Here is a 25,807-nt window from a genome sequence, read left to right on the forward strand (position 1 = left end):
ATCCGCTCATGGCGCTACCCTTAATCAAGGCCGCCTGAATGGCAGCCAAGGAGTGACAACTTTCCTGAAAGTCACCGGGGGGAGGCGTTAAAGGTCGATGAGCGCGTTCATCCTGTTTTTCAGCGCGGCCCCCTTCATGAGCTGGGAATTCACCGAAGATGCGGCCTTTCTGGCCCTCTGCGACGCGTACAAAGAAAGCGGTGAACCATCCGCCATGGAATTCCTCGCCCACGGCGAAGGGGCGTTCCATTTTCAGGAACTCACCCAGAACGCCGCCGGCGAAGGCATCGACCTGAGCGACTCCTCCGAACTGGAGGAGTTTCAGCAGCAGGTGATCGACGCCCTCGAAGAGCTGTGCAGCTAGCGCTTAGGAGTAGAAAAAAGCTATCTCTTTGGCTTTGAGACCATCCCAGCCGGCGGCCTTGAGTCGGGCATCAAGGTCGTCTTGGTCGAAATGCTTCGAGCCTGTCTTGACGATGCGATTGCGCATCGACTTCTTGACGCCGCTGCGAGCCCGCTGGCTTTCCAGATCCATCACCTCCGTGTAAAGGGCAACCATTTCGGGAGGGATCGGGGTGCCATCAAGGTCAATGCCCGAGGCGATTGCGGCATCAACGCCGCCTGGACCGGCAATGGCCATAGCCGTTTTGCAAGGTGATTGACCAGGCTAGAAGCCGCCGCCCCCCTGCTCAGGCTGAGAAGTAACGGGCTTGGCTATGCAGGGCCACCAGGGCAGTGGTGCTCTGCTCAGGTTCGAGTTGGTCGCTCTCATCCATTGACAGACCAATCCGCTCAGCACCGAGCCAGGCGAGCTGCTGGCGGGAGTCGGCAACGTTTGGGCAGGCGGGGTAGCCAAAGGAGTAGCGGCTACCGCGATAGCGCTGGGCCAGCACATCTCGCAAGGGCATCGCAGTCGGATCGGCAAAACCAAGCTCCCGCCGAATTCGGGCGTGCACCCATTCGGCCAGTGCTTCAGCCATCTGGACCCCCAGTCCGTGGAAATAGAGGTAATCGGTGTATTGATCGGCTTTAAAAAGCTGCTGGGCAAAGCTGGTGGCGCCTTCGCCCATGGTCACGGCCTGCATCGGTAACACATCAGTTGGCGATGCAGAGCCATCGGCTCCGATCGATAGATCTCGGTAGAAATCGGAGATGCAGTAGCGGTTGCCAGATCGCTGCCGCGGCAAATCGAACCATCCCAATTGATGATCCCGCTGGGCCGGATCGAACACAACCACGGCATTGCCACTACGGCCGCAGGGGAAATAGCCGTAGGCCAGCCGCGGTGACAGGAGGCCCTCCTCGAGACAGCGCCCCATCCAGTGCTGCAGCACCGGCTCCGCCTTATCGGCCAGCATCGCTTCGTAGTCGTCACGGCTCTGTTGCTGGGTCTTACGCAACTGCCACTGGCCAGCAAACAGGGCGCTGCGATCAAGGTAGGCAAAAACCTCCTGCAGATCGATCTCCTGCTCCGTCAAAACATTGCTACCCCAAAAAGGGGGCACAAGGGCAGGTTCTTCGGCTACAACCGCGGAGCGCTGATCGTTTGGCTCGATGCTGGTTACGACAGCTGCCGCAGTCGTCGCAGCAGCTGGTGGATTGTCGACACCAGGATCGGCAGGCGTTGGCGCTGAAGACTCCGGGGCAGCCAAGCCAAGACCATCAGGGATTGGTCCAAGGAAGCCCTGCAGGTCGTCCCAGGAATCAACAGCCTTCGCCTCCATCAGCGCATCCATAAAGCGCAAGTCAGCAAAAGCGTCGCGGCCGTAAATCACCTGGCCGCGATAGACGGCGCGGCAATCGCCATTGACAAATCTGGGAGTAAGAGCGGCTCCGCCTAATATCACCGGTACGGCAATGCCAGCCACATTAAAGGCTTCCAGATTGTCTTTCATAAAGGCAGTCGACTTCACCAGCAGACCACTCATGGCGATGCAATCGGCCTGATGCTGCCGCTGGGCATCGATGATCGCCTCGCAGCTCTGCTTAATGCCTAAATTAACAACCTCATAACCATTATTAGTAAGAATAATATCTACAAGATTTTTGCCAATATCATGCACGTCTCCTTTGACAGTGGCGATCAAAAATTTACCCTTGGCTGAGCTTTCTCCCTCAGCTGTTTCCATGTGAGGCTCAAGATGAGCTACCGCCGCCTTCATGGTTTCGGCGCTCTGAAGCACGAAGGGCAACTGCATTTGGCCGGAGCCAAAGAGTTCGCCCACCACCTTCATGCCATCGAGCAGGAAAGTGTTGATGATCTGCAGCGGCGGGTAGGTAGCCAGCGCTTCGTTTAGGGAGGCATCGAGACCGATGCGCTCACCATCAATGATGTGCTGCTTTAGCCGCTCCTCCACCTTCAGGTCGGCGAGAGAGGGACCAGAGGCCCTGGCCTCTTTGGCACTCACCCCTTCAAACATGGTGGTGAGCACGGTGAGCGGGTCGTAGCTGCAAATAGCACCCGGCTCATTGGTCTCAAAGCGACGCCGGTCGTAGATCAGATCGCGGCATATCTGCTGATGCTCTGGACTGATCTTTGCCAGGGGCAGAATCTTGGCAGGGCTAATGATCGCCGCATCCATGCCGGCTTCGCAGCAGTCGTGCAGGAACACCGAATTGAGCACAATCCGGGCCGCCGGCGACAGGCCGAAACTCACGTTGCTGACGCCCAGCACCACATGAACCCCTGGTAGGTCGGTGCGAATGCGGCGAATTGCCTCAATTGTGGCCGCACCGTTGAGCCGATCTTCCTCAATGCCCGTGGATATAGGAAGGGCTAGGGGGTCGTAGAAAATCTCGTGAGCTGGAATTCCAAACTCAACCGCATCGCGATAGGCGCGCTGGGCGATTGCAAACTTGCGCTCGGCTGTGCGTGCCATGCCCTCTTCATCGATGGTGCCAACGACCACCCCGGCGCCATAGGCCTTGGCCAGCTCCAGCACCTTGAAGAAACGCTCATCCCCATCTTCGTAGTTGGTGGAATTGAGGATGCATTTACCACCGGACACCTTGAGCCCGGCCTCCATCTTCTGCCACTCGGTGGAGTCAAGCATCAACGGCAGGTTGACGTTGGTGACAAGACGGCTCACCAGCTCATGCATGTCCCGTTCACCATCGCGACCGACGTAATCGACGTTGACGTCGAGCACGTGGGCATTCTCCTTCACCTGACCCCGCGCCACTCCCACCAGGCCATCCCAATCCTCCTCAGCTAGCAGCTCGCGCACTTTCTTGCTGCCGCTGGCGTTAAGCCGTTCACCAATGATCAGGAAGGAATTGTCCTGGTGGTAGGGCGTGGTGCTGTAGATCGAGGCCGCGGCAGGCTCACCCTGCAGCAGGGGGCGGGCGTGCTGGGTCTGGGGGGTGCGCACCGGTCGAGCAGCTGGATGCAGCTCGGCTGCCAATTCGGTCAATGCGGCGATGTGGGCAGGGGTGGTGCCGCAGCAGCCACCTATAACCTGCACGCCTAGATCTTCAACGAAGTGCAGCAACTGCATCTTCATTTCGAGCGGGGTCAAGCGGTAGTGGGCTACACCGCCAATGTTTTCTGGCAGGCCGGCATTGGGGATACAGCTCACCACAAACGGACTGTGCTCACTCAGGTAGCGGATGTGCTCCTTCATCTGCTCCGGTCCCGTGGCGCAGTTGAGCCCCAGCACATCAATCGGGAATGGCTCCAGGATCGCCACCACAGCAGCTATGTCGGAGCCGACCAACATCGTGCCGGTGGTCTCCATCGTCACGCTCACCATCAACGGACGCCGCTGGCCGGTCTTGGCGAAGGCGTCCTCAATGCCCTGCAGGGCCGCCTTGATCTGCAGCACGTCCTGGCAGGTCTCGACGATAAATAGATCCACATCTCCCGCCAGCAGCCCTTCGGCCTGCTCAGCAAACGATGCCTTCATCGTGTCGAAGTCGATGTGCCCCAAGGTCGGCAGCTTGGTGGTCGGCCCCATGGAGCCAGCCACGAAGCGCGGCTTGTCTGGGGTGGAGTAGGCAGCGGCAACTTCACGGGCCAGCTCTGCTGCCCGCTTATTGAGTGCAAAGGTCTGGTCGGCAATGTCGTATTCAGCCAGCACCAGCGAGGTAGCCCCGAAGGTGTCGGTTTCGATCACATCGCAGCCAGCCTCCAAAAACTGGCGATGCACTGCCTGCACCGCATCGGGGCGCGTGAATACAAGGTTTTCGTTGCAGCCCTCAAGGGCAGCGCCGCCGAAATCATCGGGGCCCAGGTCCATCAGCTGCAAGGAGGTGCCTGTGGCACCGTCAAACACCAGAACAGGGCGCTCAGGCCCATGCAGGCGATCTAGAAAGCCCATCCGCTGAACCACCTGAGGTGCTATTGCTGCATTCATGTTGCTCAACTGTCTACGCGTATCCGTGTCACCCAGTTGTCATAGGCGGAATCACGGCCTTCCGTGATTGCCGTTAGACGCTCACGAATCGCATTCATTATGGGCCGCTGGCCAGGCATGTCGGTGGTCTCCACCCGGCGCACTGGGGTGACCTTGGCGGCGGTGCCGCTGAGGAACACTTCATCAGCTACAAACAGCTCGCTCTTATCGACAGGACGCTCCAGGGTGGGAATGCCCATGGCCTGGGCCAGTTCCAGCACGCTGGCGCGGGTGATGCCTTCAAGGATGTCCTGATCAACCCCAGGGGTGATCAATACACCATCTCGAACAATAAAAAGATTCATGCCGCTGGCTTCACTTACCTTGCCGCGACTGTTGAGCAGCAGGGCCTCATCAAAACCGCTTTTGACGGCTTCCGTCTTCGCCAGGGAGCTGGTGATGTAAGCGCCGCTGATCTTGCCGCGCAGGGGCAGGGAACGGTCTTCCTGGCGGGTCCAGGAGGAGATGCGACAACTCACACCCTCAGGGGATAGATAGTCGCCCAGCTCGAGCCCGTAAATCAGAAAATCAGTCTCAATGTTGTGAAGCCGCGGTGCGATACCTAAATCACTGGTGTAAACGAAGGGCCGCAGATAAACAGGGCAGGTGGGTTTGTTGGCCCGCAGAAAGGTAACGATCGCATCGTGAATGGTCTGTTCGGGGAGCTCCGTGAGCAACAGCCGGGCACTTTGGCTGAGCCGGCGGGTGTGGCGATCGGCGCGGAAAAGCAGGATCTCAGCCGGGTCGCTGGGATTGGGCAGGGCCCGCATGCCGCCAAAGGCTGCAGTGCCGTAGTGGAGGGCGTGGGTGGCCACCGACAGGGTGGCTTCGGCAAAGGGCACGCATCGGCCACCGAACCAGGCGTAGGGCAGGAACTGGTGCATGGTGAGGGCGAAGCGGGCGGTGCTGGCGCGGCGGCCTGGGGCCGGAATGAACCGATCTTCTCACCGCAGCAAGCAGGATGGGGCGATGCATCGCTTGGCATCGATACCTGGGGGAGGAGCAGCAGCCGATATCGGCGCCTTGGTGGAGCAGCCTGCCGCGCCTGTGCTGCTGCTCAGCAGTGCTGACACCGACCTACTGGCCATTGACCAGCTGCTTGAGCGGGAACCCCAGCTGCTGACAGCCGAGCTGCGCGGCCTAAACCTGGCGGCCCTGGCCCACCCGGCCCAGATCGACCACTACCTCAATTTCACGGTGCGCCACGCCCGGCTGGTGGTTGTGCGGTTACTGGGGGGAAGGGGCCACTGGAGTTATGGCTTGGAGCAGCTCCAGAACTGGGCAGGCTTAGCTCCAGGGCGCCAACTGCTCGTGCTGGCGGGCACGGCCGATGAGGAGCAGGTGCTAGCGGGGCTGGGCACCGTTGATCCTGAATTAGCAATCGGCCTGGCCCGCTGCCTGCGGGAGGGGGGACCCGCCAACCTGCGCCAACTGCTACGGGCTTTGCAGGGTCTGCTCGAAGGTCGGTCCCCAGCGCCGCCACGAGCCGAGCCCCTCGCCGATCCACTAGCCCATGATTGGCAGCAGGAGAAAGGCCCTCGCGTAGGCGTGATCGCCTATCGGGCCCTGCTACAGGCCGGTGACCTGGCCCTGATGGATGCCACCCTGCTGGCCCTGCGCCAGGCGGGACTATGCCCGCGGGCACTGTGGGTAAGCGGCCTACGGGATGGGGCGGTACAGCGGGGTGTGGCTGACCTGCTGCAGCGGGAAGCAGTCCAAGCCGTGTTGTGCAGCACCTCCTTTGCCTCTGTGCAGTTTGAGGAGGCAGGCCTAGGGGCGCCGCTATGGGAGCAACTTGGTGTGCCGGTGCTGCAGCTGCTTTGCAGTAGCCAGCCCCGCAGCCGCTGGCAGACCAGCAGCATCGGCTTAGGCCCAACCGACCTCACCCTCCAGGTGGCCTTACCAGAGTTGGACGGGCGGCTCACTACCCGCATTGGCGCTTTTAAGGAGACCGTGGGCGCCAGCGAGCGTCTGGCCTCGGCCCTGCAGCGCTACCAACCGGATCCGGAACGGCTGGCCTGGATCGCCCAGCTCTGTGCCAACTGGATCCGCCTGCGCCAAACCCCAGCTGCCGAAAGGCGCGTTGCGCTTGTGCTGGCCAACTACCCAACCCGCAACAGCCGCCTCGCCAATGGCGTCGGACTCGATACGCCGGCCTCAACGGCCTTGATGGTGCAGTGGCTTGCCGGGGCTGGCTACAAGTTGCAGGGCCCACTGCCTGTTGATGGCGAGGCCCTGATCCAGATGCTGCTGGCTGGACGTAGCAACGATCCGGAAAGCGAGCACAGACCCGCCCTGACCCTGCTGCCTCTTGCCACATACCAGGCCTGGTATGCATGCCTCCCCAGCGAGGGCCGCCAAAGGCTCGAGGCGGTGTGGGGACCGCCTGAACTCGATGTCGCTCTGGTTAGCGCTGCCGGAGCTGCAGCCGGCTTCCCGATCCGTGGTCTGCAGCTCGGCCACGTGAGCGTGTTGATCCAGCCTGACCGCGGCTACGACAGGGATCCGACCCTCAGCTATCACAGCCCCGACCTGCCTCCCACCCACGCCTACCTGGCCCAATACCTCTGGCTGCGTCAGGAGTTTGGCGCCCATGCGGTGGTGCATGTGGGCAAGCACGGCAACCTGGAATGGCTGCCTGGCAAGGGATTGGGGCTGTCCGCCAGCTGTTTTCCGGAGTGGGCCCTGGGGCCGCTGCCACACCTTTATCCCTTCATCGTCAACGATCCCGGCGAGGGTTCCCAGGCCAAGCGCCGCAGCCAGGCGGTGATCCTCGATCACCTGACGCCACCCCTCGGACGGGCAGGCCTGCATGGGGCCCTGCAGCGACTTGAGGTGCTGCTGGATGAGTATTGGGAAGCCTGTCAGCTCGGCAGTGAACGGGCCGGCCCCCTGCGCCAGACCCTGGCCGAGCAGCTCGAGAACCTGGAGCTACCCCTCAGCGACGGCGCGGAGCTTGATGTCCGGCTCGATGCTGCCGATGGCTACCTCTGCGAGCTCAAGGAGGCCCAGATCCGCCTGGGGCTCCACACCTTCGGCACCCTGCCGGAGCCCGGTCGGCTGGCGGAGCTGCTGCTCTGCCTTGCCCGCTGTCCGTTGGCGGCGCAACCCGGCCTCACCCAGGCCCTGGCGCAAGACCTGCAGCTCAGCTTCGACCCCTGGGGCGATGAAGACAGCACGCCCCTGGGCCAGCCAGACCAGCAACGGCTCCAGGCCGCCTTTGGCGGAGAGCTACCGCGCCTGGTGGGAGATGGGGTTGCGCTGTTGGAGGCGCAAGCACTGACCCTGGTGGAGCAGGAGCTGGCCGGTAAGCAACAAAGCCAAGCCAAGCCTTCGCCAATGCCTGGACCCAGGCTGCAGCAGGCGCTGCAGCACCTGCGCCAGGCCCTGCTGCCCCCCCTACTGGCCTGTGGCCGCGCCGAGCGCGAAGCCTTCCTGCGGGGCCTGGAGGGGGAGCGCATTGCCGCAGGACCCTCCGGCGCCCCCAGCCGCGGCCGGCCAGACCTGCTGCCGACGGGGCGCAATTTTTACAGCGTCGACCTGCGCGGGCTACCCACCGAAGCGGCCTGGGACCTGGGCCGCCGCAGCGCCGAATTGCTGCTGGAACTGCACCTTCAGGAGCAGGGGGAGCACCTGGGCAACTTGGCCCTATCGGTGTGGGGCACGGCAACGATGCGCAATGGCGGCGAAGACATCGCCCAGGCCCTGGCCCTACTTGGAGTGAGACCGATTTGGGATGGACCCACCCGCCGCATGGTGGATCTGGAGGTGATTCCCCTCAGCCTGCTGGGCCGTCCGCGGGTGGACGTCACCCTGCGCATCTCAGGACTGTTCCGCGACGCCTTCCCCCAGCTGGTGGGGTGGGTTAACCGGGCCACTGAACTGGTAGCCGCTCTAGCCGAACCAGAGGCAGACAACCCCCTCGCCGCCGCCTACCGCCGCGAAGGCCACAGCGCCCGCGTCTACGGTTCAGCGCCAGGGGCCTACGGGGCAGGTCTGCAGGGTCTGATCGACAGCGGCCACTGGGAGGAGCGGGCTGACCTGGGCGAGGCTTTTTTGAACTGGAGCAGCTGGCGTTACGACAGCCAGGCCGGGGCTGCTGGGCAGGCTGGGATCGAAGCCCAGGCCGACCGGAGCGGCCTGGAGCAACGGCTCAAGGCGGTTCAGGTGGTGTTGCACAACCAGGACAACCGGGAGCACGACCTGCTCGACTCCGACGACTACTACCAGTTTCAGGGAGGCTTAAGTGCTGCGGTGGAGCGGGTCTCAGGCCAGCGCCCGGCACTTTGGTTTGGCGACCATTCCCGAGCTGCCCGGCCCCGGCTGCACCGGCTGGAGCGGGAATTTGACAAGGTGCTGCGCAGCCGCGTGCTCAACCCCCGCTGGATCGAAGCGATGAGAGGTCACGGCTACAAAGGCGGCTTCGAAATGGCTGCCAGCCTCGATTATTTGTTTGCCTACGACGCCAGTACCGGCCGAGTGCCTGACTGGGGCTACGGCGCCATCTGCGACCAGTGGCTCGGGGATCAGACAGTGCGTGATTTTCTGGTGCAGAGCAATCCCTGGGCCCTGCGCGACATGGCCGAACGGCTACTGGAAGCCCACAACAGGGGCCTGTGGGAAGGGGCACAAAAAAACCAGCTGGAGCAGTTGCGCCAGCTGGTTCTTGATAGCGAAAGTCTGATTGAGCAGCGCTAAGGCAACCAAGAAGCCGGCATGCTCAACCTTTCAATTCTCTGCTCATGCGCTTGAAGGGATCAATGTCGCCAGCTTTGCCGCTGGCCTGCTGGCTGATCTGGGGCTGCGACCTTGCCATTGCAGCGGCCTGGGCCTGAGCCTGAGCTTGAGACTGCTCCTGCTCCTGCTTGATCGCTGCGTTACCACCAGGCACGTTCACCCCTAGGGCAGAACCTTTCATGCGCTGATCAAGCTCCGCCTGGGACATGGTTTGGGCGAAGGTCTTCTTAACTGGTTTTGGCACACCACGGGTGAGATCAAAGGCTGGTTCAGGCTGGCTGGTCTGCCCACCCAAGCCATCAGAGACCCGCTCCAGCCGCGACTCCATCGAAGCCACCTCTGCCACCATCTCCTTGTTGCCGGGGCTGTCAGCCGTGCCCGGGAAGGTGCGGCGAATGGTGTTGGAGCGCCGCATGTAATCAACGTTGCCCATGCTGCTGGAAGCGTCGGCGTCCAGGAAGAAGGTCTCAACCTCCTTTTTCGGTTGGGGGGTTTTCGCGGGGGCGGGGTTGCCGGCGCGGGTGGCGAACAGGCGATCAAATAAACCCATCGACTGCTAGGGGTAAGCGTCAGGAAACCCTAGCGGCCAAGAAGGGCTAGTCCATGGGTATCGGTACCGCAACTCATCAAAAGGCCACGTTGCTGCAACTCGGCGGCGATCGCCTCGCACACCAGCGGTGTTGGTGTCCAACGCGGCTGCATCTGGTAGTCGTACCAGGCCTCGGCGCCATCAAAACCGAGACGATCGGCGGCGGCGATCAATCGCTGGAAGGGCAGGCGGTAGCGGGCGGGATGGGCAAGCAACAGCAGTCCCCCCGCTTGGCGCCCCGCTTCCAACACCGCCCCAGCCTGGAGCGCGGGCCCCACCAGGGCCCGGCCCTGCAGGTAAGGCTCAAGGCTGGGGTGATCGGCATCAAAACCAAGAACCAGCACATGCACCAAACAACCCTCGAGCAAGCAGCTGATTTCCACCCCTCGCCAGAAGCTGGGCACGGCACGGCCCTCGCTAGCCGCTGCCTCAAACACCTCCAGGGCAGGCCCGTGGGCGGCCAGGCTGTGGTGATCGGTGATCGCTAGGTGCTCCAGGCCGAGGTCTAGGGCCTGCTGGGCCAGCTCAAAGGGGCTCAGGCTGCCGTCGCTGCAGAGGGTGTGGCAGTGGAAATTGACCCGGCTAGGGCAGCAGGCCGGCGTCAGCTGGCGGAGTACCTGGCGCAAGGGGTGATTAGGCACCAGGTGATCAGGCACTCGGGGACAACCGCTCCGCCCGCAGCCGCCGCCAGCGGGCATAGAACTGAATCGAAGCGGCCATGAACACCACCAGGGCCACGATGAACCAGGTGGCAGCGCCGGTGGGGAATTGGTTCTTGAACACCACAAGCATCACCACGATCACCAGCAGCAGGGTGGGCAACTCGTTTAACGCCCGCAATTGCTTAGGGCTCCAGCTGCAGGCTCCCCTGTTGAGCTGGCCCATCAGCCGATAGCAAAAGGCGTGATAGGCCAGCAAAGCAGCCACGAAAGCCAGTTTGGCGTGCATCCAGCCCTGCTGCAGCCAGGCGGGATTAACGCTCAGCAGGCCAGCCGCACACACCACAGCGACCACCATGCCGGGGGTGGTGATGATGTTGGCCAAACGGCGCTCCATCAAGCCGTACTGGGCCTGGAAAGCCGGCCGCAGGGACTCCTCCAGCTCCTCAGCCTCGCGGTGATAGATGAACAGCCGCACTAGATAGAAAAGACCGGCAAACCACACCACCACCCCCACGATGTGGAGAGTCTTGAACCAGAGGTAGGCCTCGGCGGGCCAGCTCAGGGTCAATAAGGGCATGGCAGTAGTTCAAGCAGGGGCCCACAAGCTAGGGCCGCAGTGCTCAGTGGGCCGCAGCGGTGGCCCGGATTGCCACCAGCTCCTCGGCGGGGATCTTCTCGAGCTGCTTCATCACCAGCCCCATGCGGTGATTGCGGCGCAGACCCTCTTGGTTCCGAGCCAGGAAATCCCAATAGAGCGCGTTGAAGGGACAGGCATCCGCTCCAGTGCGCTGCTTGGGGTTGTATTGGCAGCCCTTGCAGTAGCTGCTCATCCGGTTGATGTAGTTGCCGCTGGCGGCGTAGGGCTTGCTGGCCAGCAGGCCGCCATCGGCAAACAGCCCCATGCCGAGCACGTTGGTCTGCATCACCCAGTCATAGCCGTCAATGAACATGCGGTGAAACCAGGCGGTGAAGGCCTGGGGATCCAGCCCAGCGATCAAGCCGTAGTTGGCAAGCACCATCAAGCGCTGGATGTGGTGGGCGTAGCCGCTTACCTCGAGCTCGGCCAGCACCGTGTCCATGCAGGCCATGCCACTGCCGCCCAGTTGCTCCAGCCAGGCGGGCAACGGACGATTAGCGCCGAAGTGGTTTCGAGCTGGGTAGTCGGCGCCAAACCACCAGTAGAGGCCGTGGGTGTATTCGCGCCAGCCAAGAATCTGGCGAATCACCCCTTCCAGGCAGGCCAGGGGGGTACCCCGCTCCAGCCCTGCCTGCTCCAGCCTGCGGATCACCTCAAGCGGATGCAACAGGCCAATGTTGAGATAAGGGGAGAGCAGGGCGTGCCACAGGGTGGGCTGGCCGCTGACCATGGCGTCCTGGAATGGGCCGAAGCCATCGAGGCGCGTATCGATGAAATGTTCCAGCACAGCAAGCGCCTGGCTGCGGCTAACTGCCCAGCCGAACGGCGCACTAATACCTGGTAAGCCAGGTTCAGCAGCGGCCTCAAACTCCGCAGCCAGCTGGTCCACCTTGGCAATCACGGCCCGGGTGATTGCATCTGGCTCAAACACCAAGGGCTCTGGTCCCACCAGCCCCTTGGGCGGTGCCTTGCGATTCTCCTGGTCGTAGTTCCACTGTCCTCCAAGCGGCTGGCCGTCATCGCTCATCAGCACGCCAAAACGCTTGCGGCCCTCCCGGTAGAACAATTCCATGCGCAGCTGCTTGTAGGGAGCAGCCCAGGCGCCGAAATCATCCCGGCTCCAGAGAAAAGCATTGGAGAGATGCCACACCAGGGGCGTAGGCAGGGGCAGCCGTTCAATCGCTTCCCGAAAGGGCCGCTCGGCTGGCTCCATCAGATGCAGCTCGCTGATCTGGTGCTCGGCCAGCCAATCCTTAAGTGCTTCAGCGAAGGTCGGGGCCTCAAGCAGGTCCACCGTCCAACCCCGCCGGCGCAACTCGGCCGCGAAGTGGCGCATGGCACTCCACACCAGCACCAGCTTCTGGCGGTGATAGCGGCGTTGCTGCAGCACCGAGCTGCTCTCAATCAGCAATACCCGGGCGGTTGCGCGGGTGTGGGCAGCCAAAGCTGCTTGGAGGGGGTCCAGCTGGTCGCCCAGCACCCAGATGCCAATCACGCTCAGGCCTCCCCAGCCAGCCGGCAGGCACGGCGGGCTACGGCCGCGGCATAGCCCCGCTCCACCGGACCAGCCAGGGGGCTGAGCACCCCATTGCGGCAATCCACCACCAGACGCTCGTGCTGACCCTGCTGGTCGTTTACCCGCAGCCGCAGCTGCCAGTGATGCTTAGCGCTGCGGTGGATCTCATCACCACAGACGGGCCCAACGCAGATGCCTGGAGCGCCGAGGGCCGGCGGCGTTAGGGCAGGTGAAAAAAGCAGCAGCAGCCCCAGGGCCAAGGGCACTAGCAGCAGGGAAGCCAGACGCCTCAACTGGCCAACTCCTCGCCGGCGGGCTCGTCACTGGGATGAAAGTAATCCCACACCTGGCGGGCCAGGGCCGGACCCACTCCCGGGGCAGCGGCGATCTGCTCTGGACTGGCCAACTGGATGGCGTCAATCGAGCGGAAATGGGCCAATAACTCCTTGACCCTTTTCGGTCCCAGGCCAGGAATATCGGAGAGGCGCGAGCGCTTCATCCGCTCGCCCCGCTGCTGGCGGTGGAAGCTCACGGCGAAGCGATGGGCCTCATCGCGCAGACGGCGCAGCAGCTGCACACCCAGCTGGTCGGGCTCACTCTCCAGCGGATCCTTCGCCCCGGGCAGAAACACCTCCTCCCGCTGCTTGGCCAGGGAACACACCACCAGCTCTTCGTGCAGGTTTAGCTCCCGCAGGGCCTCCATCACCGCCGAGAGCTGACCCTTGCCGCCGTCGATCATCACCACATCGGGCCAATCATTGAGGCCGCCGGTGTGGAGCGTGGTGCTAGCGGCCCGCCTCAGCTCGCCCAGGTCGGCACCCTCGGCCTTGGCCTGGGCCCAGCGGCGGAAGCGGCGGCGCATGATCTCGGCCATGGCCATGAAGTCGTCGGAGTGGCCGGAGCGGATCGAGCTGCTTTGGATCTTGTATTTGCGGTAGTGCTGCTTGGCCGGCAGCCCATCGATAAACACCACCTGGGAGGCCACGGCGTCGCTGCCCTGGATGTGGCTGATGTCGTAGCCCTCGACACGGCGTGGGGGGGTTGGCAGCTCCAGCAGCTGGGCCAGGTCTTCGGTGGCCAGCAGTTGCTGCTCGGCGCCGCGCTGGGCCCGCTGCAGCTCGTAGCTGGCATTGCGCTCCAGCAACTCGATCAGATCGGCTTTCTGCTGCCGCTGGGGCACGGCAAGTTTCACCTTGCGGCCGCGGCGCTCCGCCAGCCACTCCTCGATCAGGGGCTGCTGGGGTAGGGCGTGCTGCAGCAGCAGCTCGGGGGGAATCTCCACCGGCTCCACCTGGCTATAGTGCTCCTCCACCACCCGCTGCAGGATGCGGCCGGGCTCCAGGGGCTGGCCATCGGCGCCGACGGCATCAGCGGTGAAGCCGAGCCGCCCCACCAGCTTGCCGGCCCGCATCTGGAAAAGCTGCACCGCCGCCACCCGCTCATCAGCGGCTAAAGCCACCACATCACGGCTCACCGAGCTGTCGCCGAGGCTCATTTTCTGGTCGGCGGTAAGGGTGTCGATGCCCTGCAGCTGGTCGCGCACCCGCGCGGCGCTCTCGAAGTCGAGGCGTTCGGCGTACTTACCCATCTGCTCATTCAGCAGCTCGAGCAGCTCCTCGTTGCGCCCTTGAAACACCATCGCCACCTGGCGCAGGGTGTGGTGGTAGGCCTCGGAGCTGATCTTTTCCTGGCACACCCCTGGGCAGCGGCCGATGTCGTAGTTGAGGCAGGTGCGCTCCCTGTAGAGCGGCTGGGGCCGCTGGCGCAAAGGGAACACCCGCTTCACCAAAGTGAGGGTGCGGCGCAGTAGGCCCACATCCACATAGGGCCCGTAAAAGCGATCCAGGGGCGAGCGAAACCGCCGCCGCCGGGTGATGAAGATGCGCGGGTAAGCCTCACTCCAGGTGATGCACAGATAGGGATATTTTTTGTCGTCCTTGAGCAGCACATTGAAGTGCGGCTGATTCTGCTTGATCAGGTTGGATTCGAGCGCCAGCGCCTCGGCTTCACTGTCGGTGACGATGAATTCGATCTCACACACCTGGCGCACCATCAGGGAGATGCGCGGGCTGTGGCCATGGCCGCTACCACTTTGGAAATAACTGCGCACCCGATTGCGAAGCAGCTTGGCCTTGCCGATGTAGAGGATGCGATCGCTGGCATCGCGCAGCAAATAGCAGCCCGGCTCGGAGGGCACCTCCTTGAGCCGGACCTTGAGGCGTTCGGGTTGCTGCAGCAGGGGCAGGCTCAACCGCCGTATTGCCAACCGGTGCTAGCGAGCTCAAGGGCAGCACCATCGCGGTGCAGGGTGGCCGTTTTCACCTGGCCCACAAACACGGTGTGGTCGCCATGGGCCACCTGACCTACCAGCTCGCACTCCACCGCGCCCAGGGCGTTGTCGAGAACCGGCAGACCAAGCTCGCCGAGGCTGAAGGGGGCGGCATCGAAGCGACCGCCGATGCCCTTCTGGGGCTTGAAGAAAACGGCGGCCAGGTCCTTCTGGTCTGCGGCCAGCACGTTCAAGCAAAACTTGCCGGTGCGCTGAATGATGCCGTTACTGGTGCTGTCGGCACGCACTGCCATTACCACCAAAGGCGGCTCAAAGGAGCCCTGGGTCACCCAGCTGGCTGTGAAGCCATTGACCTCCTCCCCCTCCGCTACGCCGCAGATGAACACGCCATGGGGGATCTTGCGCAACAGAGTTTTCTTGGCATCGGCATTAAGAGCGGCGTTGGGAGCCATGGCGGCAAGGGCGCCCTAAGGCGCTGTGGACTGCGCCCACACTAGAAACGGAGGGGCGAACCATAGGCTGGAACGATGCGAGCCCTTTACCCCGGCAGCTTCGATCCCCTCACCCTGGGCCACCTCGACCTAATCGAGAGGGCTGCACGCCTGTTTGATGGATTAATGGTGGCGGTGCTGCAGAACCCAAGCAAGCAGCCGGCCTTCAGCCTCGAGCAGCGCCTAGGGCAGATCCGCACCGCCACGGCCCACCTCCGGGGAGTGGAGGTAGGAAGTTTTGATGGCCTCACCGTTGATTTCGCCACTCGCAGCCAGGCCCAGGTGATCCTGCGGGGGCTCCGAGCCCTGAGCGACTTTGAATTCGAGTTACAGATCGCCCACACCAACCAAACTTTGGCCCCCCAGGTCGAAACGCTGTTTTTAGCAACTGCTGTGCACCACAGCTTTCTGAGCAGTTCTGTGGTGAAGGAGGTGGCTCGCTTTGGCGGCGATGTGCGTCACATGGTTCCCCCCGGAGTGGCGGAAGACCTGATCAGGCTTTTTAATCGGGAATCTGTTTAAAGCTGTCCATGGCTGAGCCCACCATCACCGTGCTTGAACAGCTGGATCAGCTTGAGGAGATCGTGCTGGAAGGCAGCCGCATTCCGTTCAGCGGCGGACGGCTGGTAAATGAGCAGGACGCCATCGAAGTGATGGATGCCCTGCGGGAATCATTGCCAACCCAGCTGCAGCAGGCCATAGGGCTAATCCGCCAGCGGGAGGATTTCATTGGCCAGGCCCGCCTGCAGGCCGACGAGATCATTGCGACCGGCAAACGGGAGCGGGAGCAGCTGATCAACAACGCCGCCATCCGCCAGGAAGCAGAGCGTCAGGTTGGTGAACTGCGCGATCAGGCCCGTCAGCAATGCGAACAGCTACTGCTCCAAGCCCGCCAGCAGGTTGCCCAAGCTGAACAGGAGCACCAGGCCCGCATGGCCCAGATGGAGCAGCAATTTGCGATTCGTCGCCAGCAGCTTGAACAGGAAACCGCCGAGCGCAACCGCCAGCTGCTCGAGCAACACGACCGCAACCGCCAGCAGGCCATGGCCGAACTCGAACAGATCCGCCAAGAGGGGGTGAGGGTGCAGCGGGACAGCCAGGCAGAAGCGGAACGGGTGCACAACGATGCCCTGCAGTTCCGTCAGCAGACCCAGCAGCAATGCGACGCCCTAGTGAGCCGCAGCCGCCAAGACTCTGCCACCATTCAGGAGGGTGCAAACCGCTACGCCGAACAGGTGCTGGGAGAGCTGGAGGGCAGGCTGAAGGAGATGAGCCAGGTGGTGCTAGGCGGCCGCCGGGAGCTGGTGCGCCTGCAGGCCCCGGAAACAGCTAACCCCGCCGGTGAGGAAACGGTGGGACGTCGCCGGCGCGTGGCCAACACCCTCAAGCAGCTGGCGGGCTAGAGGGAACAAAGCTGGGTGTTTTGCGCCTGCCGCAGCACCCTGCCAATTGTGTCGTTGGGCGAGCTGGCGCCATTGCTAATGGCACTCACATAGCGGGGGCCAGCTGCCGTCAGAAGCACGCCGCTGATGGAGCGCACCCCACTGAGCGTGCCAGTTTTACCAAAGAACTGCCCCTGCAGGGGAGTACCCACATAGAGGTTGCGCAGGGTGCCCCGCTGGCCCGCAACCGCCATCGAAGCCAGGTAGGCGCGACCGTAGGGGTGCTGGTCCATACGCAGAAGCAGAGCCGCCAGGAAGCGGCTGGTAAGCCGGTTGGCACGGTCGAGGCCACTGCCATCGGCAACGCGAACCCCCTGCATCGGCAAGCCCTGTTCAAGGAGCCACAACGTCTGACGCTGGTTGGCTTGGGCCAGATCCCAGGTGCCAGCGCCCTGTCGCAACAGCACTTCAGAGGTGAAGTTGTGGCTTTCGGTGTTAGCCAGGCTCAGCAGGTTGTGCATCGGCGCCGATGGCTCCTGATGCAGCAGCACCGCATTAGCCGGCAAGGCGGCACTGGCCGAAACCAGTGACACCTGCACCTTTGCTCCCCGCTGAACCATGGTTTTCTGAAGCAGCGTCTGCAATCGGGACGGTGGGTTCATCACCGCCTCGTGAATGGCGTTGCTGGTGACAGCCAGCCGAGTGATCGGGGCGCCGTAGGCGTAGTAGCGGTCGTCTGGATGCCAACCCTGGGGCCACCAGGTCTGGCGTGGCTCCTCTGCAAGCTGCAACCGCACCAGCGCAGGCGTTTCGCCACTGCTGCCACCCGATCCCATCGCCAACATGGCAAAGCGCTGCAGTTGGGGCAGGGCCAGGTCGGGGTCTCCCTCGCCGGTGAGGCGGAAGCTGCCATCCCCCAGCCGCCAGAGCTGGGTATGGAGCCGGTAGTCAGGGCCTAGCCGGTCTAGGGCGTAGGCCGTGCTCACCAGCTTCTGGTTAGAAGCTGGAATGCGGGGCCGGGTGCCGTTGAGGTCGGCCAGCAGGCGACCTTGGGCATCGGCAATGGTGATGCTCCACACAGAAGCCTGGCCCGCCACGGTGGCAAGCAGCCGCTGCTGCAGCGCCGGACAACTCAGCTGAGCCTGCAGCTGGGGCAGGCCAACAGAGGGGGGAAGCGGTGGCAGGGAAGCTAGGGGGACCTGCTGGGCCAGGGCAGCTGCTGGCAAGGCCGCTAAAAAGACGGCTAAAGCCAGCACCCCAGAACGGCGCCGCAAAGATTGGTAACTGGCAAATCTGATGATGTGGGTCATCTCAACCACCGCCAACCTGCAGGCCACTGACCGTGCCGCCAACACGGAACTGCTTCCCTTCGATTTCCACCGGGGCACCAATCTTGAGGTTCTGGTTGCCAAACACAACACCGCCACCACTTTTGCGGCCCTGGCCTTCGAGCACAAAGCGGGCATCGAGGCTGCCCAGGGTTGCCTGGTTGGGATCAATAGCCGTCACCACCGTTCCGTTGGGCTGAACCGCCACCAGCCGGCGCTGCAAGGGCAACACCTGCTTGACCCCCACCGAGCCATGGGGTTGATTGCGAATCACGATCGCCACCTTGCCCTCCCGCTTGGCGGCCTGAATCAAGGCCCCGGGATCGGCCACTGGCACGCCACGAACATCGACCAGCACGGTGACTGGGGTGAGGCCACCGGTGGCCTGGGCCACGGCTCCACTGAGCTTGGGGCTCCAGATCACCCCGGCAGCGGCTAACAGCACTGCAACTGCGGCACCGATGTCTACGAGGCTCCAGGAGCGTCCTTTGGCTGCAGGGGTTAGGTCGCTCTTGGAAGCCATTGGCACGGTAAGAGTTTGGCGAAGTGTACGGAGGCTGGCCAGATGCAACCAGGGAAAGCGAGCCCGAAGCGCACTAGTTGCGCAGGCCTTCAATAAAAGCGTCCATAACCTTGAGATTGGCGCCGAGCCCCAGACCGGCCTCACCCGCCATGGCTAACGCCTGCTGCTCCAAATCTGGCTTCTGTTCAAAGTCGCAAACAAAGCGGTAGCCATCGGCATCACAGCGGTACAGCTCCCAGGCACCGGGACAGGCCCGACGCAGGGCCCCGTCGCCCGTTGGGATCAGGGCATAGGCGCTCTGCCAACCGGCCAGAAAACCCTTGCGTCGCTGCCGAGCCACGCTGCCGATGCCGACGGCCGCATCCTCAAGGTTGCCGTTCAACAGCAACACTGTGCCGCGGTGCAGGGCGCACACCTGCTCCACCTCCTCGTAGTCGGCGGGGGTGGGCGCCACCAGCAGCAGCAAGCCCTCACTGCCGCCATCGGCCTGCTGAAGGCGCATCTGATCTCGCAGGCTGGCGATGCGGTTGGCGAAATCAGGGGCATCACGCTGGGCCAGGGCGGTGGCACCAGCATCGGCACAAAGCAGTCGCAAACTGGGCGAAGTGAGACTGAGGCTGGCCTGCAGCCTCAAAGCCAGAGGCAGCACACGCAAGCCCTCAAAACGGAGCTCAACCCTCCACAGCCCCTTGGCGCCTACCGCCAGGGCGCTCTGGATCGCCGCCAATGCTTCAGCCTCGGCGCTGCGCAGATCGGGGGGAAGCATCAGGCCGTCAACGGGTGCGCTGACGCTACCGAGGCCGCCAGCGTGACCTGCAGTGCCAAGGCCAGGGCCTCAAGATCGGCGGCGCGGTGCCAGGGCCCGAGGCTGATGCGCAGGCCACTGGCAGCGTCGGCCTCGCTAATGCCCAGGGCCCGGAGCACGGGGCTGGCAGCCGATCCAGAGCTGCTGCAGGCCGAACCGCTGCTCAGGGCAAAGCCCTGGCGGGATAGCTGCCGCACAAGTTCGCGGCCAGAGAGCGGCAGACCGGCCTCGGAAGCCACCAGCAGGCTGAGGTGATGGGGCAGGCGTAAGTCGCCCGGGGGGGGGCCGCTCAACCGCACCCCGGGAAGAGTCAGCAGACGCTGCAGCAAAGAGTCGCGCAAAGGTGCCAGAGACGGCGCTGCACCACTGAGCTCCAGGGCCTTGGCGAAGCCGCTCAACAGCACCACAGGTTCGGTGCCGCCCCGCCTGCCGCCCTCTTGGCCGCCACCGCCCAGCTGGGCCTGGAGGGCGAGGCCACGACGCACCAGCAGTAGACCCACCCCCCTGGGGCCCTGCAGCTTGTGGGCTGCCCCGCTCAATAGATCGATGGGGAGCTGGCGAAACACCACGGGAAGGTGGCCCAAAACCTGCACCGCATCAACGTGCAACAGCACCCCCGCCCGCCGGCAGCGGGCCCCGATCGCTTCAATCGGCTGGAGGCTGCCAACTTCGTTTTGCCCCCAGATCACTGACACCAGACGGGTGGGGGGGATTAGTAGACCATCCAGAACATCCAAATCGAGTAAGCCCTGGCTGTCTACTGGCACGGTTTGGAGGCTCCAACCACGCCGCTGCAGTTGGGCCGCTGCCGCCAGCGTGGCCGGATGCTCAACCGCTGAGATCAACAGCCGGCCGGGTTCGAGCGCGGCGGCAGCTCCGAGCAGGGCCAGGTGAATCGCCTCGGTGCCACCTGAGGTAACCACCAGTTCATCAAGCTCGCAGCCCAGCCCCTCGGCCAGGCTCAGGCGGGAGCGCTCGAGCAGCTCTGCGGCAGCAAGGCCAGGGAGGTGGAGGCTGGAGGGATTAGCCCAGGCCGTGGCCTGGGCTAGGGCCATTACCTCCAACACCTCAGCAGCGGCAGGGGTGGTGGCACTGGTATCGAAGTAGCGCGCCAGCACTGCCGCCTGACTCCCCTGCTGGCCCATTCAGCCGCCCTGGACGGGATCGTGCTCGAAGCGGGAGCGAATCCGGGATTCGAGGGAGTTGGTGGCCAAGGCCACCAGGTCATCGAGAGAGCTGCTGTTGAGCAGGGCCTCGACCCGGGCCCGGGCTTCGGCCGAAGGGCAGGCCTCAGGTCGGATGCAGCCGTTGGTGCAGACGCTGGCGCAATCGACCGCAGGTGGAGCTGCAGGTGTGGGCGCGGATGGTTGAACAGGGGCGACAGTCTCCAGCTCAAAGGGTTCATCGCCCCAGAGCTCGGGGGTGACGACACCGTCAAAGACAGCCACAGCCGGGCCGGTCATAAATATGTGATCACTGGCCTCGTCCCAATCAATGTCGAGGGGCCCCCCGGGCAGATCGAGGCGTGCGCAACGCTCGGCAAGCCCAAAGCGATGGGCCACCACGAGGGTGGCGCAAGCACCGGTGCCGCAGGCCAAGGTGGGGCCAGCACCGCGCTCCCACACCCGCATCACCAAATGGCTGCGACTAAGGGCCTGGACAAAATGAACGTTGGTGCGGGCGGGAAAGGCAGGGTGAACCTCGAATTCCGCGCCAAATAGCTCCAGATCAATTGCTGCCACGTCGTCGACTGGGATAACAACGTGGGGATTGCCCATGCCGGCCGCCCCGACTGCAAACGAGCAGCCAGCCACCTGCAATGTGCCCTGGGCAACCCCGGACTCCCCCAGGGGCAATGTTGTGGGAATGGCTGCGGGCTCCAAAAAAGGAGCTCCCATGTCGACACGGATGTTGCCGTCCTGGCCTAGTTCGGGAACGATGCGGCCCGCCAGGGTTTCAATCTGCCATTGACGCCCGGGGGTGTCGCCATCGCTATCGGCCAGAAACCGGGCCAAGCAGCGAATGCCATTGCCGCACATCTCCGGCTCCGTGCCATCGGCATTGAAGATCCGCATGCGCAACTCACCCCCCTGCCGGGGCGGCAGGGCCAGGATCACACCATCAGCGCCAACACCGAAGCGGCGATCGCAGAGGCGCTGGATTCGCTCCTGGGTAAGGCCGTAACTGGCATCGGTGCTAGCGGCTCCACGGCCATCAAGCATGAGGAAATCATTTCCCAGGCCCTGGTACTTGCTGAACTGGAGCACGATGGGAGCGAGCGCAGCAACAGCTAGATCTTATGCAGAGCTTTTTCGAGAGGCGGCCCACCGCCCTCGATACCTCTCAGCCCAGCATTCGTCACCTGCAGGATCTGATCCGCCACAAAACACCGGTGGCGGTCCAGGTGCTGGGTGTGGGGGAGCTTGAAGGATTGCTGCATTGGCAGGACAGCCAATACCTAGCGCTCAAACAGGACGAAAACCGCCCCCTCACCCTGATCAGTCGTTCGGCTGCAGCGACGATCCGCGCACTTGGCTGAACCGGAGGCTGCCAACTGGGCTGTGGCACGATCAAAGCTCTGATCCAGCCTGGCTGCCGTGAGCGACGCCCCCCGCTACCAACCCCAGGCCCTCGAATCTCGCTGGCAGCAGCAGTGGGAGTCCACTGGACAGCACCGCACACCTGAGCCGGATGCGGCGACTGCAGACAACACCTATTACGCCTTGTCGATGTTCCCCTATCCATCGGGGAACCTGCACATGGGCCATGTGCGCAACTACGTGATCACCGATGTGATCGCCCGGGTGCAACGCCTACGCGGAAAACAGGTGCTGCATCCGATGGGCTGGGATGCCTTCGGGTTGCCGGCTGAAAATGCAGCGATCGAACGGGGGATCGATCCCGGCACCTGGACCGATAGGAACATCGCCTCGATGCGGGACCAGCTGAAGCGGCTTGGCCTCTCTATCGACTGGAACAGGGAGCTGGCCACCTGCCACAGCGACTACTACCGCTGGACCCAGTGGTTGTTTCTGCAGTTTTTGGACGCTGGTCTGGCCTACCAGAAGGACGCAACCGTCAATTGGGATCCAATCGACAAGACGGTGCTTGCCAACGAACAGGTAGACGGCGAGGGACGTTCCTGGCGCTCCGGAGCCCTGGTGGAGAAGCGCAAGCTGCGCCAATGGTTTCTCAAGATCACTGACTACGCCGACCAACTGCTGGACGACTTGCCCAAGCTCGAGGGTTGGCCGGAGCGAGTGCGCACCATGCAGGCCAACTGGATTGGTCGCAGTACCGGCGCCGAGCTGCACTTTGAGGTTGTGGATGCCGCTGGCGCTGGCACTGGTGAACAGATCACCGTGTTCACAACTCGCCCGGACACAATTTTTGGAGTTAGCTATTTGGTGCTGGCCCCCGAACACCCCCGCGTAGCTGGGCTCACCACCGCCGAGCAGGCGATCCACGTGCAGGCCTTCTGTGATCTGGTGAGCCGCCAAAGCGAGCTTGAGCGCACGGCCGACGACAAACCCAAACGGGGTGTGCCAATCGGTGCCCGGGTGCGCAACCCAGCCAACGGCGCTTTGATCCCCCTCTGGATCGCCGACTACGTACTCGCCGACTACGGCACAGGCGCTGTAATGGGTGTGCCGGCCCACGACCAGCGCGACTTCGTCTTTGCCAGGCAATACGAGCTGCCAGTGCAGCAGGTGATCATTCCCCACGGCAGCGACGAGCACGCCTTCGAGGGCGGCCCCTGGACTGGGGCCGGAGTTTTGATTCACTCCGGTTCGTTCGATGGTTTATCCAGCGTTGAGGCCAAGGGGGCCATCAGCGAGGCCGCAGAGGGCCAGGGCTGGGGCCGCGCCAAGGTGCAGTTCCGCCTGCGCGACTGGCTGATCTCCCGCCAGCGCTACTGGGGCTGTCCGATCCCCGTAATCCACTGCGAAAGCTGCGGCGTGGTGCCCGTACCGGCCGAGCAGTTGCCGGTGGAGCTGCCGGTGGGCGCCAACCTTGAAGGTAAGGGCGGATCGCCCCTAGCCCAGCTGGAGAGCTGGGTGAAGGTGGCCTGCCCCTGCTGCGGCAAGGCGGCGAAACGTGAGACCGACACCATGGACACCTTCATGTGCTCCAGCTGGTATTTCCTGCGTTATAGCGATCCCCACAACACAGACCTTCCGTTTACATGCGAGGCGGTGGACCGCTGGTTACCGGTAGATCAATACGTCGGTGGCATCGAGCACGCGATCCTTCATCTTCTTTATGCCCGCTTCTTCACCAAGGTGCTGCGCGACCGGGGTTTGCTGGGCTTCGATGAACCCTTCCTCCGCCTGCTAACCCAGGGAATGGTGCAGGGCATCACCTACAAAAACCCCAGCTCCGGCAAGTACATCGCTCCGGCTGATGTAGCCGAGCCCAACGACCCCCGCGACCCGGTCAGCGGCGAGGCGCTTGACACCTTCTACGAAAAAATGTCGAAGTCGAAGCACAACGGTGTCGACCCTGCCCAGGTGATCGACAAATACGGCGCCGATACGGCGCGGATGTTCATCCTGTTCAAGGCCCCGCCAGAAAAAGATCTGGAATGGGATGACGCCGATGTGGAGGGCCAGTTCCGCTTTCTGCAGCGCCTTTGGCGACTGGTCGACGCAGCCTGCGCCCGGGGTCTGCTTCTCTCGCCGGCTGGAGGGGAGTCGGGTCGATTTACCAACCAATCTCTGTCGACCAGAGAGCAGGAGCTGCGCCGGGCAGTGCACACGGCAATAGCCGCTATTAGTGACGACCTTGAGGGTGATTACCAGTTCAACACTGCCGTGTCGGAGCTTATGAAGCTCAGCAATGCGATGGGCGAACATCTTGGAGCGGTCTCCGAGCCGGTGGCCGTTGAGGCCTTGCACGCCCTGCTGGTTCTGCTGGCTCCATTTGCCCCCCACTTGGCGGAGGAGCTTTGGCTACGCCTGGGTGGCAATCCCGATGGCAAATGCAGCATTCATGCTCAGCGCTGGCCGCAACTAGATGCTTCAGCCTTGGTGCGCGACACAATTCCCATAGTGATTCAGGTGAAGGGCAAGGTGCGGGGCAGCCTGGATGTGCCGGCTGATGCTGATAAAGCGACCCTGGAGCGATTGGCACTAAAAAGCGAAATCGCCGAAAAATGGCTGGAGGGCAAGCCCCCCAGCCGGGTGATCGTGGTGCCTGGCAGGCTGGTGAATCTGGTGCCCTAAAACCACTCAGCCACCGCTTCTTCAGCGGTATTTACATTGGCTTGCGGAGTTGTGCGGACAAATTCAAGGGTGATATTGCGGCGCTGTTCACCGTCGGCTGCCACAGCGGTAATGGGGTATAGCTGCTGGCCATCCCTGAAGGGCACCTGAAGCCGGAAGGTGCCGTCTTCGCCAAGGGGCACAATCTCGTCACCGATGCGCAGGGTTGCTGCAGGATCGGTGGCTCCATAAACAATCAGCTCGGCGTCAGCAACCAGCCAAAAGGCCCGCTGACGGGTGGCCACGCCACCAGCTCCCGACTCACTGCGGCCGCTGACCCACATGCCGACACCGGAAGCATTCAGACCCAGGGACTGGTCGGAGTTGCCATCCACCTCATGGAATGCCTCGGAACCACGTCCGACAGCCCGCCAGGTCGAGGTTGCAGCTTGGTAGACCCGCTCGTGGATACCTGGGGCAGCCACGGCCACGGGCGTAAATGCAGCGGCAGCTGCTGTTTGTGCCGCAGCATCCAAGGAGAAGGGCACGAATTGATCCAAGACCTGTTCGCTGGGATGGAGGCCCGGAACCCGAGCCACCGAGGAAAAGGCCAGGGATTTCCAGCCGCGACCACCAACCCGGTAGCCAAGTTCAACCCGGTAGTCCCTGTCACTGAGCGGAACGGGTAGGTACCACTCGGTGGCGTGGCTGTTCACCACCACTTCCTGCATGGTGTGCGGGTGGGCTGCACCACCGCCAAGACCGGTGACATCAGCTACCCGCAGCACCAACTGACTGGCACCGTCTGCCATGGCAAGGCGACGATCATCGTCAGAGAGCTCCCAGAACACAAAGGCCCACTGCGGATCCCGGGGTAGAAAAACAATGGAGGTTTGGGCTGAAGGCCGAGGGGCAGAGCTCATCTCAGCCTCGATGCTGCGGAGATCCACAACCTGTGGAGCATCGCCACCTGTCTGGTTGGCCTCGGGCTGGGAGTTGGACTTGCCCTGAATGGCACTTAGCAGCTGCTCCTTAAGCATGCGGCTATAGCGGCCAATGCCGAGATTGCTGGCCATCTGGCGTAACTGGCGCAAGGTCAAATCACTAGTGTCACCATCACCTGACATCGGAAAACCTGACGTGGTCATGACAACTGCTTTCCGAAGAAACTCGGTAACCGTTCACGGGGCGTGCCGGCCTGACCTTGACATGACATAGGCAGTCACCACTTCATGATTGATGCGCAGCT

22 protein-coding genes are annotated in these 25,807 nt (G+C 63.1%); 6 read left to right on the forward strand and 16 right to left on the reverse strand.

Features of this window, described 5'->3' with window-relative positions:
- Positions 1 to 136: 136 nt before the first annotated feature.
- Positions 137 to 364: a hypothetical protein gene (locus tag AC01FP_RS10170; protein WP_474479961.1), complete on the forward strand. Its 228-nt coding sequence runs from the start codon at positions 137 to 139 to the stop codon at positions 362 to 364.
- 3 nt (positions 365 to 367) lie between these two features.
- Here AC01FP_RS10170 and AC01FP_RS10175 read toward each other — a convergent pair whose 3' ends face one another.
- From AC01FP_RS10175 to AC01FP_RS10185, 3 genes are read right to left on the reverse strand one after another with little or no spacing between them, the layout of a single operon-like run.
- The gene (locus AC01FP_RS10175; protein ID WP_474479941.1) at positions 368 to 640 is read right to left on the reverse strand and encodes a small RNA NsiR4-regulated ssr1528 family protein; all 273 of its coding nucleotides are present in this window, start codon (positions 638 to 640) and stop codon (positions 368 to 370) included.
- A 49-nt stretch (positions 641 to 689) separates the two neighbouring features.
- On the reverse strand, positions 690 to 4,319 hold the full coding sequence (metH, locus tag AC01FP_RS10180; RefSeq protein WP_474479942.1) for a methionine synthase: 3,630 nt from the start codon (positions 4,317 to 4,319) through the stop codon (positions 690 to 692).
- Positions 4,320 to 4,360: 41 nt separating this feature from the next.
- Positions 4,361 to 5,278, reverse strand: a complete 918-nt coding sequence (locus AC01FP_RS10185) for a branched-chain amino acid transaminase (protein WP_474479943.1) — start codon at positions 5,276 to 5,278, stop codon at positions 4,361 to 4,363.
- An 85-nt stretch (positions 5,279 to 5,363) separates the two neighbouring features.
- On the opposite strand from AC01FP_RS10185, the gene cobN reads away from it, so the two are divergent.
- The gene (gene cobN, locus AC01FP_RS10190; RefSeq protein WP_474479962.1) at positions 5,364 to 9,092 is read left to right on the forward strand and encodes a cobaltochelatase subunit CobN; all 3,729 of its coding nucleotides are present in this window, start codon (positions 5,364 to 5,366) and stop codon (positions 9,090 to 9,092) included.
- A gap of 22 nt (positions 9,093 to 9,114) precedes the next feature.
- Here cobN and AC01FP_RS10195 read toward each other — a convergent pair whose 3' ends face one another.
- The 7 genes from AC01FP_RS10195 to AC01FP_RS10225 are packed head-to-tail and all read right to left on the reverse strand — an operon-like array spanning position 9,115 to position 15,277.
- On the reverse strand, positions 9,115 to 9,681 hold the full coding sequence (locus AC01FP_RS10195) for a hypothetical protein (protein WP_474479944.1): 567 nt from the start codon (positions 9,679 to 9,681) through the stop codon (positions 9,115 to 9,117).
- A gap of 29 nt (positions 9,682 to 9,710) precedes the next feature.
- Complete coding sequence (locus AC01FP_RS10200; RefSeq protein WP_474479945.1) at positions 9,711 to 10,346, reverse strand: PHP domain-containing protein; 636 nt, start codon at positions 10,344 to 10,346, stop codon at positions 9,711 to 9,713.
- 22 nt (positions 10,347 to 10,368) lie between these two features.
- Entirely contained in the window at positions 10,369 to 10,959 is a 591-nt protein-coding gene (gene hemJ, locus AC01FP_RS10205; RefSeq protein WP_474479946.1) for a protoporphyrinogen oxidase HemJ, read from the reverse strand.
- Positions 10,960 to 11,002: 43 nt separating this feature from the next.
- Positions 11,003 to 12,514 carry a cryptochrome/photolyase family protein gene (locus AC01FP_RS10210; protein WP_474479947.1) on the reverse strand — a complete coding sequence of 504 codons (1,512 nt, stop codon included), beginning with the start codon at positions 12,512 to 12,514 and terminating at the stop codon, positions 11,003 to 11,005.
- Positions 12,515 to 12,516: 2 nt separating this feature from the next.
- Complete coding sequence (locus AC01FP_RS10215) at positions 12,517 to 12,828, reverse strand: hypothetical protein (RefSeq protein ID WP_474479948.1); 312 nt, start codon at positions 12,826 to 12,828, stop codon at positions 12,517 to 12,519.
- Positions 12,825 to 14,786: an excinuclease ABC subunit UvrC gene (uvrC, locus tag AC01FP_RS10220; RefSeq protein WP_474479949.1), complete on the reverse strand. Its 1,962-nt coding sequence runs from the start codon at positions 14,784 to 14,786 to the stop codon at positions 12,825 to 12,827. The genes AC01FP_RS10215 and uvrC overlap by 4 nt, the downstream gene beginning before the upstream one ends.
- Complete coding sequence (locus AC01FP_RS10225; RefSeq protein ID WP_474479950.1) at positions 14,783 to 15,277, reverse strand: flavin reductase family protein; 495 nt, start codon at positions 15,275 to 15,277, stop codon at positions 14,783 to 14,785. Before AC01FP_RS10225 ends, uvrC begins: the two co-directional genes overlap by 4 nt.
- A gap of 75 nt (positions 15,278 to 15,352) precedes the next feature.
- On the opposite strand from AC01FP_RS10225, the gene coaD reads away from it, so the two are divergent.
- A complete protein-coding gene (coaD, locus tag AC01FP_RS10230; RefSeq protein ID WP_474479951.1) occupies positions 15,353 to 15,838 on the forward strand; it encodes a pantetheine-phosphate adenylyltransferase in 486 nt (161 codons plus the stop codon).
- An 8-nt stretch (positions 15,839 to 15,846) separates the two neighbouring features.
- Positions 15,847 to 16,719 carry a hypothetical protein gene (locus AC01FP_RS10235; protein WP_474479952.1) on the forward strand — a complete coding sequence of 291 codons (873 nt, stop codon included), beginning with the start codon at positions 15,847 to 15,849 and terminating at the stop codon, positions 16,717 to 16,719.
- Here AC01FP_RS10235 and dacB read toward each other — a convergent pair.
- The 5 genes from dacB to dapF all read right to left on the reverse strand — a co-directional run bounded on the left by dacB (position 16,716) and on the right by dapF (position 21,621).
- The gene (dacB, locus tag AC01FP_RS10240) at positions 16,716 to 18,008 is read right to left on the reverse strand and encodes a D-alanyl-D-alanine carboxypeptidase/D-alanyl-D-alanine endopeptidase (protein ID WP_474479953.1); all 1,293 of its coding nucleotides are present in this window, start codon (positions 18,006 to 18,008) and stop codon (positions 16,716 to 16,718) included. The genes AC01FP_RS10235 and dacB overlap by 4 nt on opposite strands.
- 1 nt (position 18,009) lies before the next feature.
- The gene (locus AC01FP_RS10245; protein ID WP_474479954.1) at positions 18,010 to 18,549 is read right to left on the reverse strand and encodes a DUF4330 domain-containing protein; all 540 of its coding nucleotides are present in this window, start codon (positions 18,547 to 18,549) and stop codon (positions 18,010 to 18,012) included.
- Between the two features lie 73 nt (positions 18,550 to 18,622).
- Positions 18,623 to 19,315, reverse strand: a complete 693-nt coding sequence (locus AC01FP_RS10250) for a DUF1995 family protein (RefSeq protein ID WP_474479955.1) — start codon at positions 19,313 to 19,315, stop codon at positions 18,623 to 18,625.
- A complete protein-coding gene (locus tag AC01FP_RS10255) occupies positions 19,315 to 20,499 on the reverse strand; it encodes a cysteine desulfurase family protein (protein WP_474479956.1) in 1,185 nt (394 codons plus the stop codon). Before AC01FP_RS10255 ends, AC01FP_RS10250 begins: the two co-directional genes overlap by 1 nt.
- The gene (gene dapF / locus AC01FP_RS10260; protein WP_474479957.1) at positions 20,500 to 21,621 is read right to left on the reverse strand and encodes a diaminopimelate epimerase; all 1,122 of its coding nucleotides are present in this window, start codon (positions 21,619 to 21,621) and stop codon (positions 20,500 to 20,502) included. It lies immediately after the preceding gene.
- A gap of 32 nt (positions 21,622 to 21,653) precedes the next feature.
- On the opposite strand from dapF, the gene AC01FP_RS10265 reads away from it, so the two are divergent.
- Both AC01FP_RS10265 and leuS read left to right on the forward strand, forming a co-directional pair.
- A complete protein-coding gene (locus AC01FP_RS10265) occupies positions 21,654 to 21,893 on the forward strand; it encodes an Hfq-related RNA-binding protein (protein ID WP_474479958.1) in 240 nt (79 codons plus the stop codon).
- Between the two features lie 58 nt (positions 21,894 to 21,951).
- Positions 21,952 to 24,579 carry a leucine--tRNA ligase gene (gene leuS / locus AC01FP_RS10270; RefSeq protein WP_474479959.1) on the forward strand — a complete coding sequence of 876 codons (2,628 nt, stop codon included), beginning with the start codon at positions 21,952 to 21,954 and terminating at the stop codon, positions 24,577 to 24,579.
- Here the strand turns inward: leuS and AC01FP_RS10275 are convergent.
- On the reverse strand, positions 24,576 to 25,706 hold the full coding sequence (locus AC01FP_RS10275) for a DUF4912 domain-containing protein (protein ID WP_474479960.1): 1,131 nt from the start codon (positions 25,704 to 25,706) through the stop codon (positions 24,576 to 24,578). The genes leuS and AC01FP_RS10275 overlap by 4 nt on opposite strands.
- Between the last annotated feature and the right edge of the window lie 101 nt (positions 25,707 to 25,807).

The sequence above is a fragment of the Cyanobium sp. NIVA-CYA 375 genome, from assembly GCF_056108345.1.

Coding starts and splice junctions, on each gene's coding strand:
- AC01FP_RS10255 (WP_474479956.1), bottom strand. CDS start 20,499: ATGGGCCAGCAGGGGAGTCAGGCGGCAGTGCTGGCGCGCTACTTCGAT.
- AC01FP_RS10170 (WP_474479961.1), top strand. CDS start 137: ATGAGCTGGGAATTCACCGAAGATGCGGCCTTTCTGGCCCTCTGCGAC.
- AC01FP_RS10195 (WP_474479944.1), bottom strand. CDS start 9,681: ATGGGTTTATTTGATCGCCTGTTCGCCACCCGCGCCGGCAACCCCGCC.
- coaD (WP_474479951.1), top strand. CDS start 15,353: ATGCGAGCCCTTTACCCCGGCAGCTTCGATCCCCTCACCCTGGGCCAC.
- AC01FP_RS10175 (WP_474479941.1), bottom strand. CDS start 640: ATGGCCATTGCCGGTCCAGGCGGCGTTGATGCCGCAATCGCCTCGGGC.
- AC01FP_RS10235 (WP_474479952.1), top strand. CDS start 15,847: ATGGCTGAGCCCACCATCACCGTGCTTGAACAGCTGGATCAGCTTGAG.
- AC01FP_RS10250 (WP_474479955.1), bottom strand. CDS start 19,315: ATGCTTCCCCCCGATCTGCGCAGCGCCGAGGCTGAAGCATTGGCGGCG.
- AC01FP_RS10245 (WP_474479954.1), bottom strand. CDS start 18,549: ATGGCTTCCAAGAGCGACCTAACCCCTGCAGCCAAAGGACGCTCCTGG.
- dacB (WP_474479953.1), bottom strand. CDS start 18,008: ATGACCCACATCATCAGATTTGCCAGTTACCAATCTTTGCGGCGCCGT.
- AC01FP_RS10185 (WP_474479943.1), bottom strand. CDS start 5,278: ATGCACCAGTTCCTGCCCTACGCCTGGTTCGGTGGCCGATGCGTGCCC.
- AC01FP_RS10265 (WP_474479958.1), top strand. CDS start 21,654: ATGCAGAGCTTTTTCGAGAGGCGGCCCACCGCCCTCGATACCTCTCAG.
- hemJ (WP_474479946.1), bottom strand. CDS start 10,959: ATGCCCTTATTGACCCTGAGCTGGCCCGCCGAGGCCTACCTCTGGTTC.
- cobN (WP_474479962.1), top strand. CDS start 5,364: ATGCATCGCTTGGCATCGATACCTGGGGGAGGAGCAGCAGCCGATATC.
- AC01FP_RS10225 (WP_474479950.1), bottom strand. CDS start 15,277: ATGGCTCCCAACGCCGCTCTTAATGCCGATGCCAAGAAAACTCTGTTG.
- AC01FP_RS10275 (WP_474479960.1), bottom strand. CDS start 25,706: ATGACCACGTCAGGTTTTCCGATGTCAGGTGATGGTGACACTAGTGAT.
- metH (WP_474479942.1), bottom strand. CDS start 4,319: ATGGGCTTTCTAGATCGCCTGCATGGGCCTGAGCGCCCTGTTCTGGTG.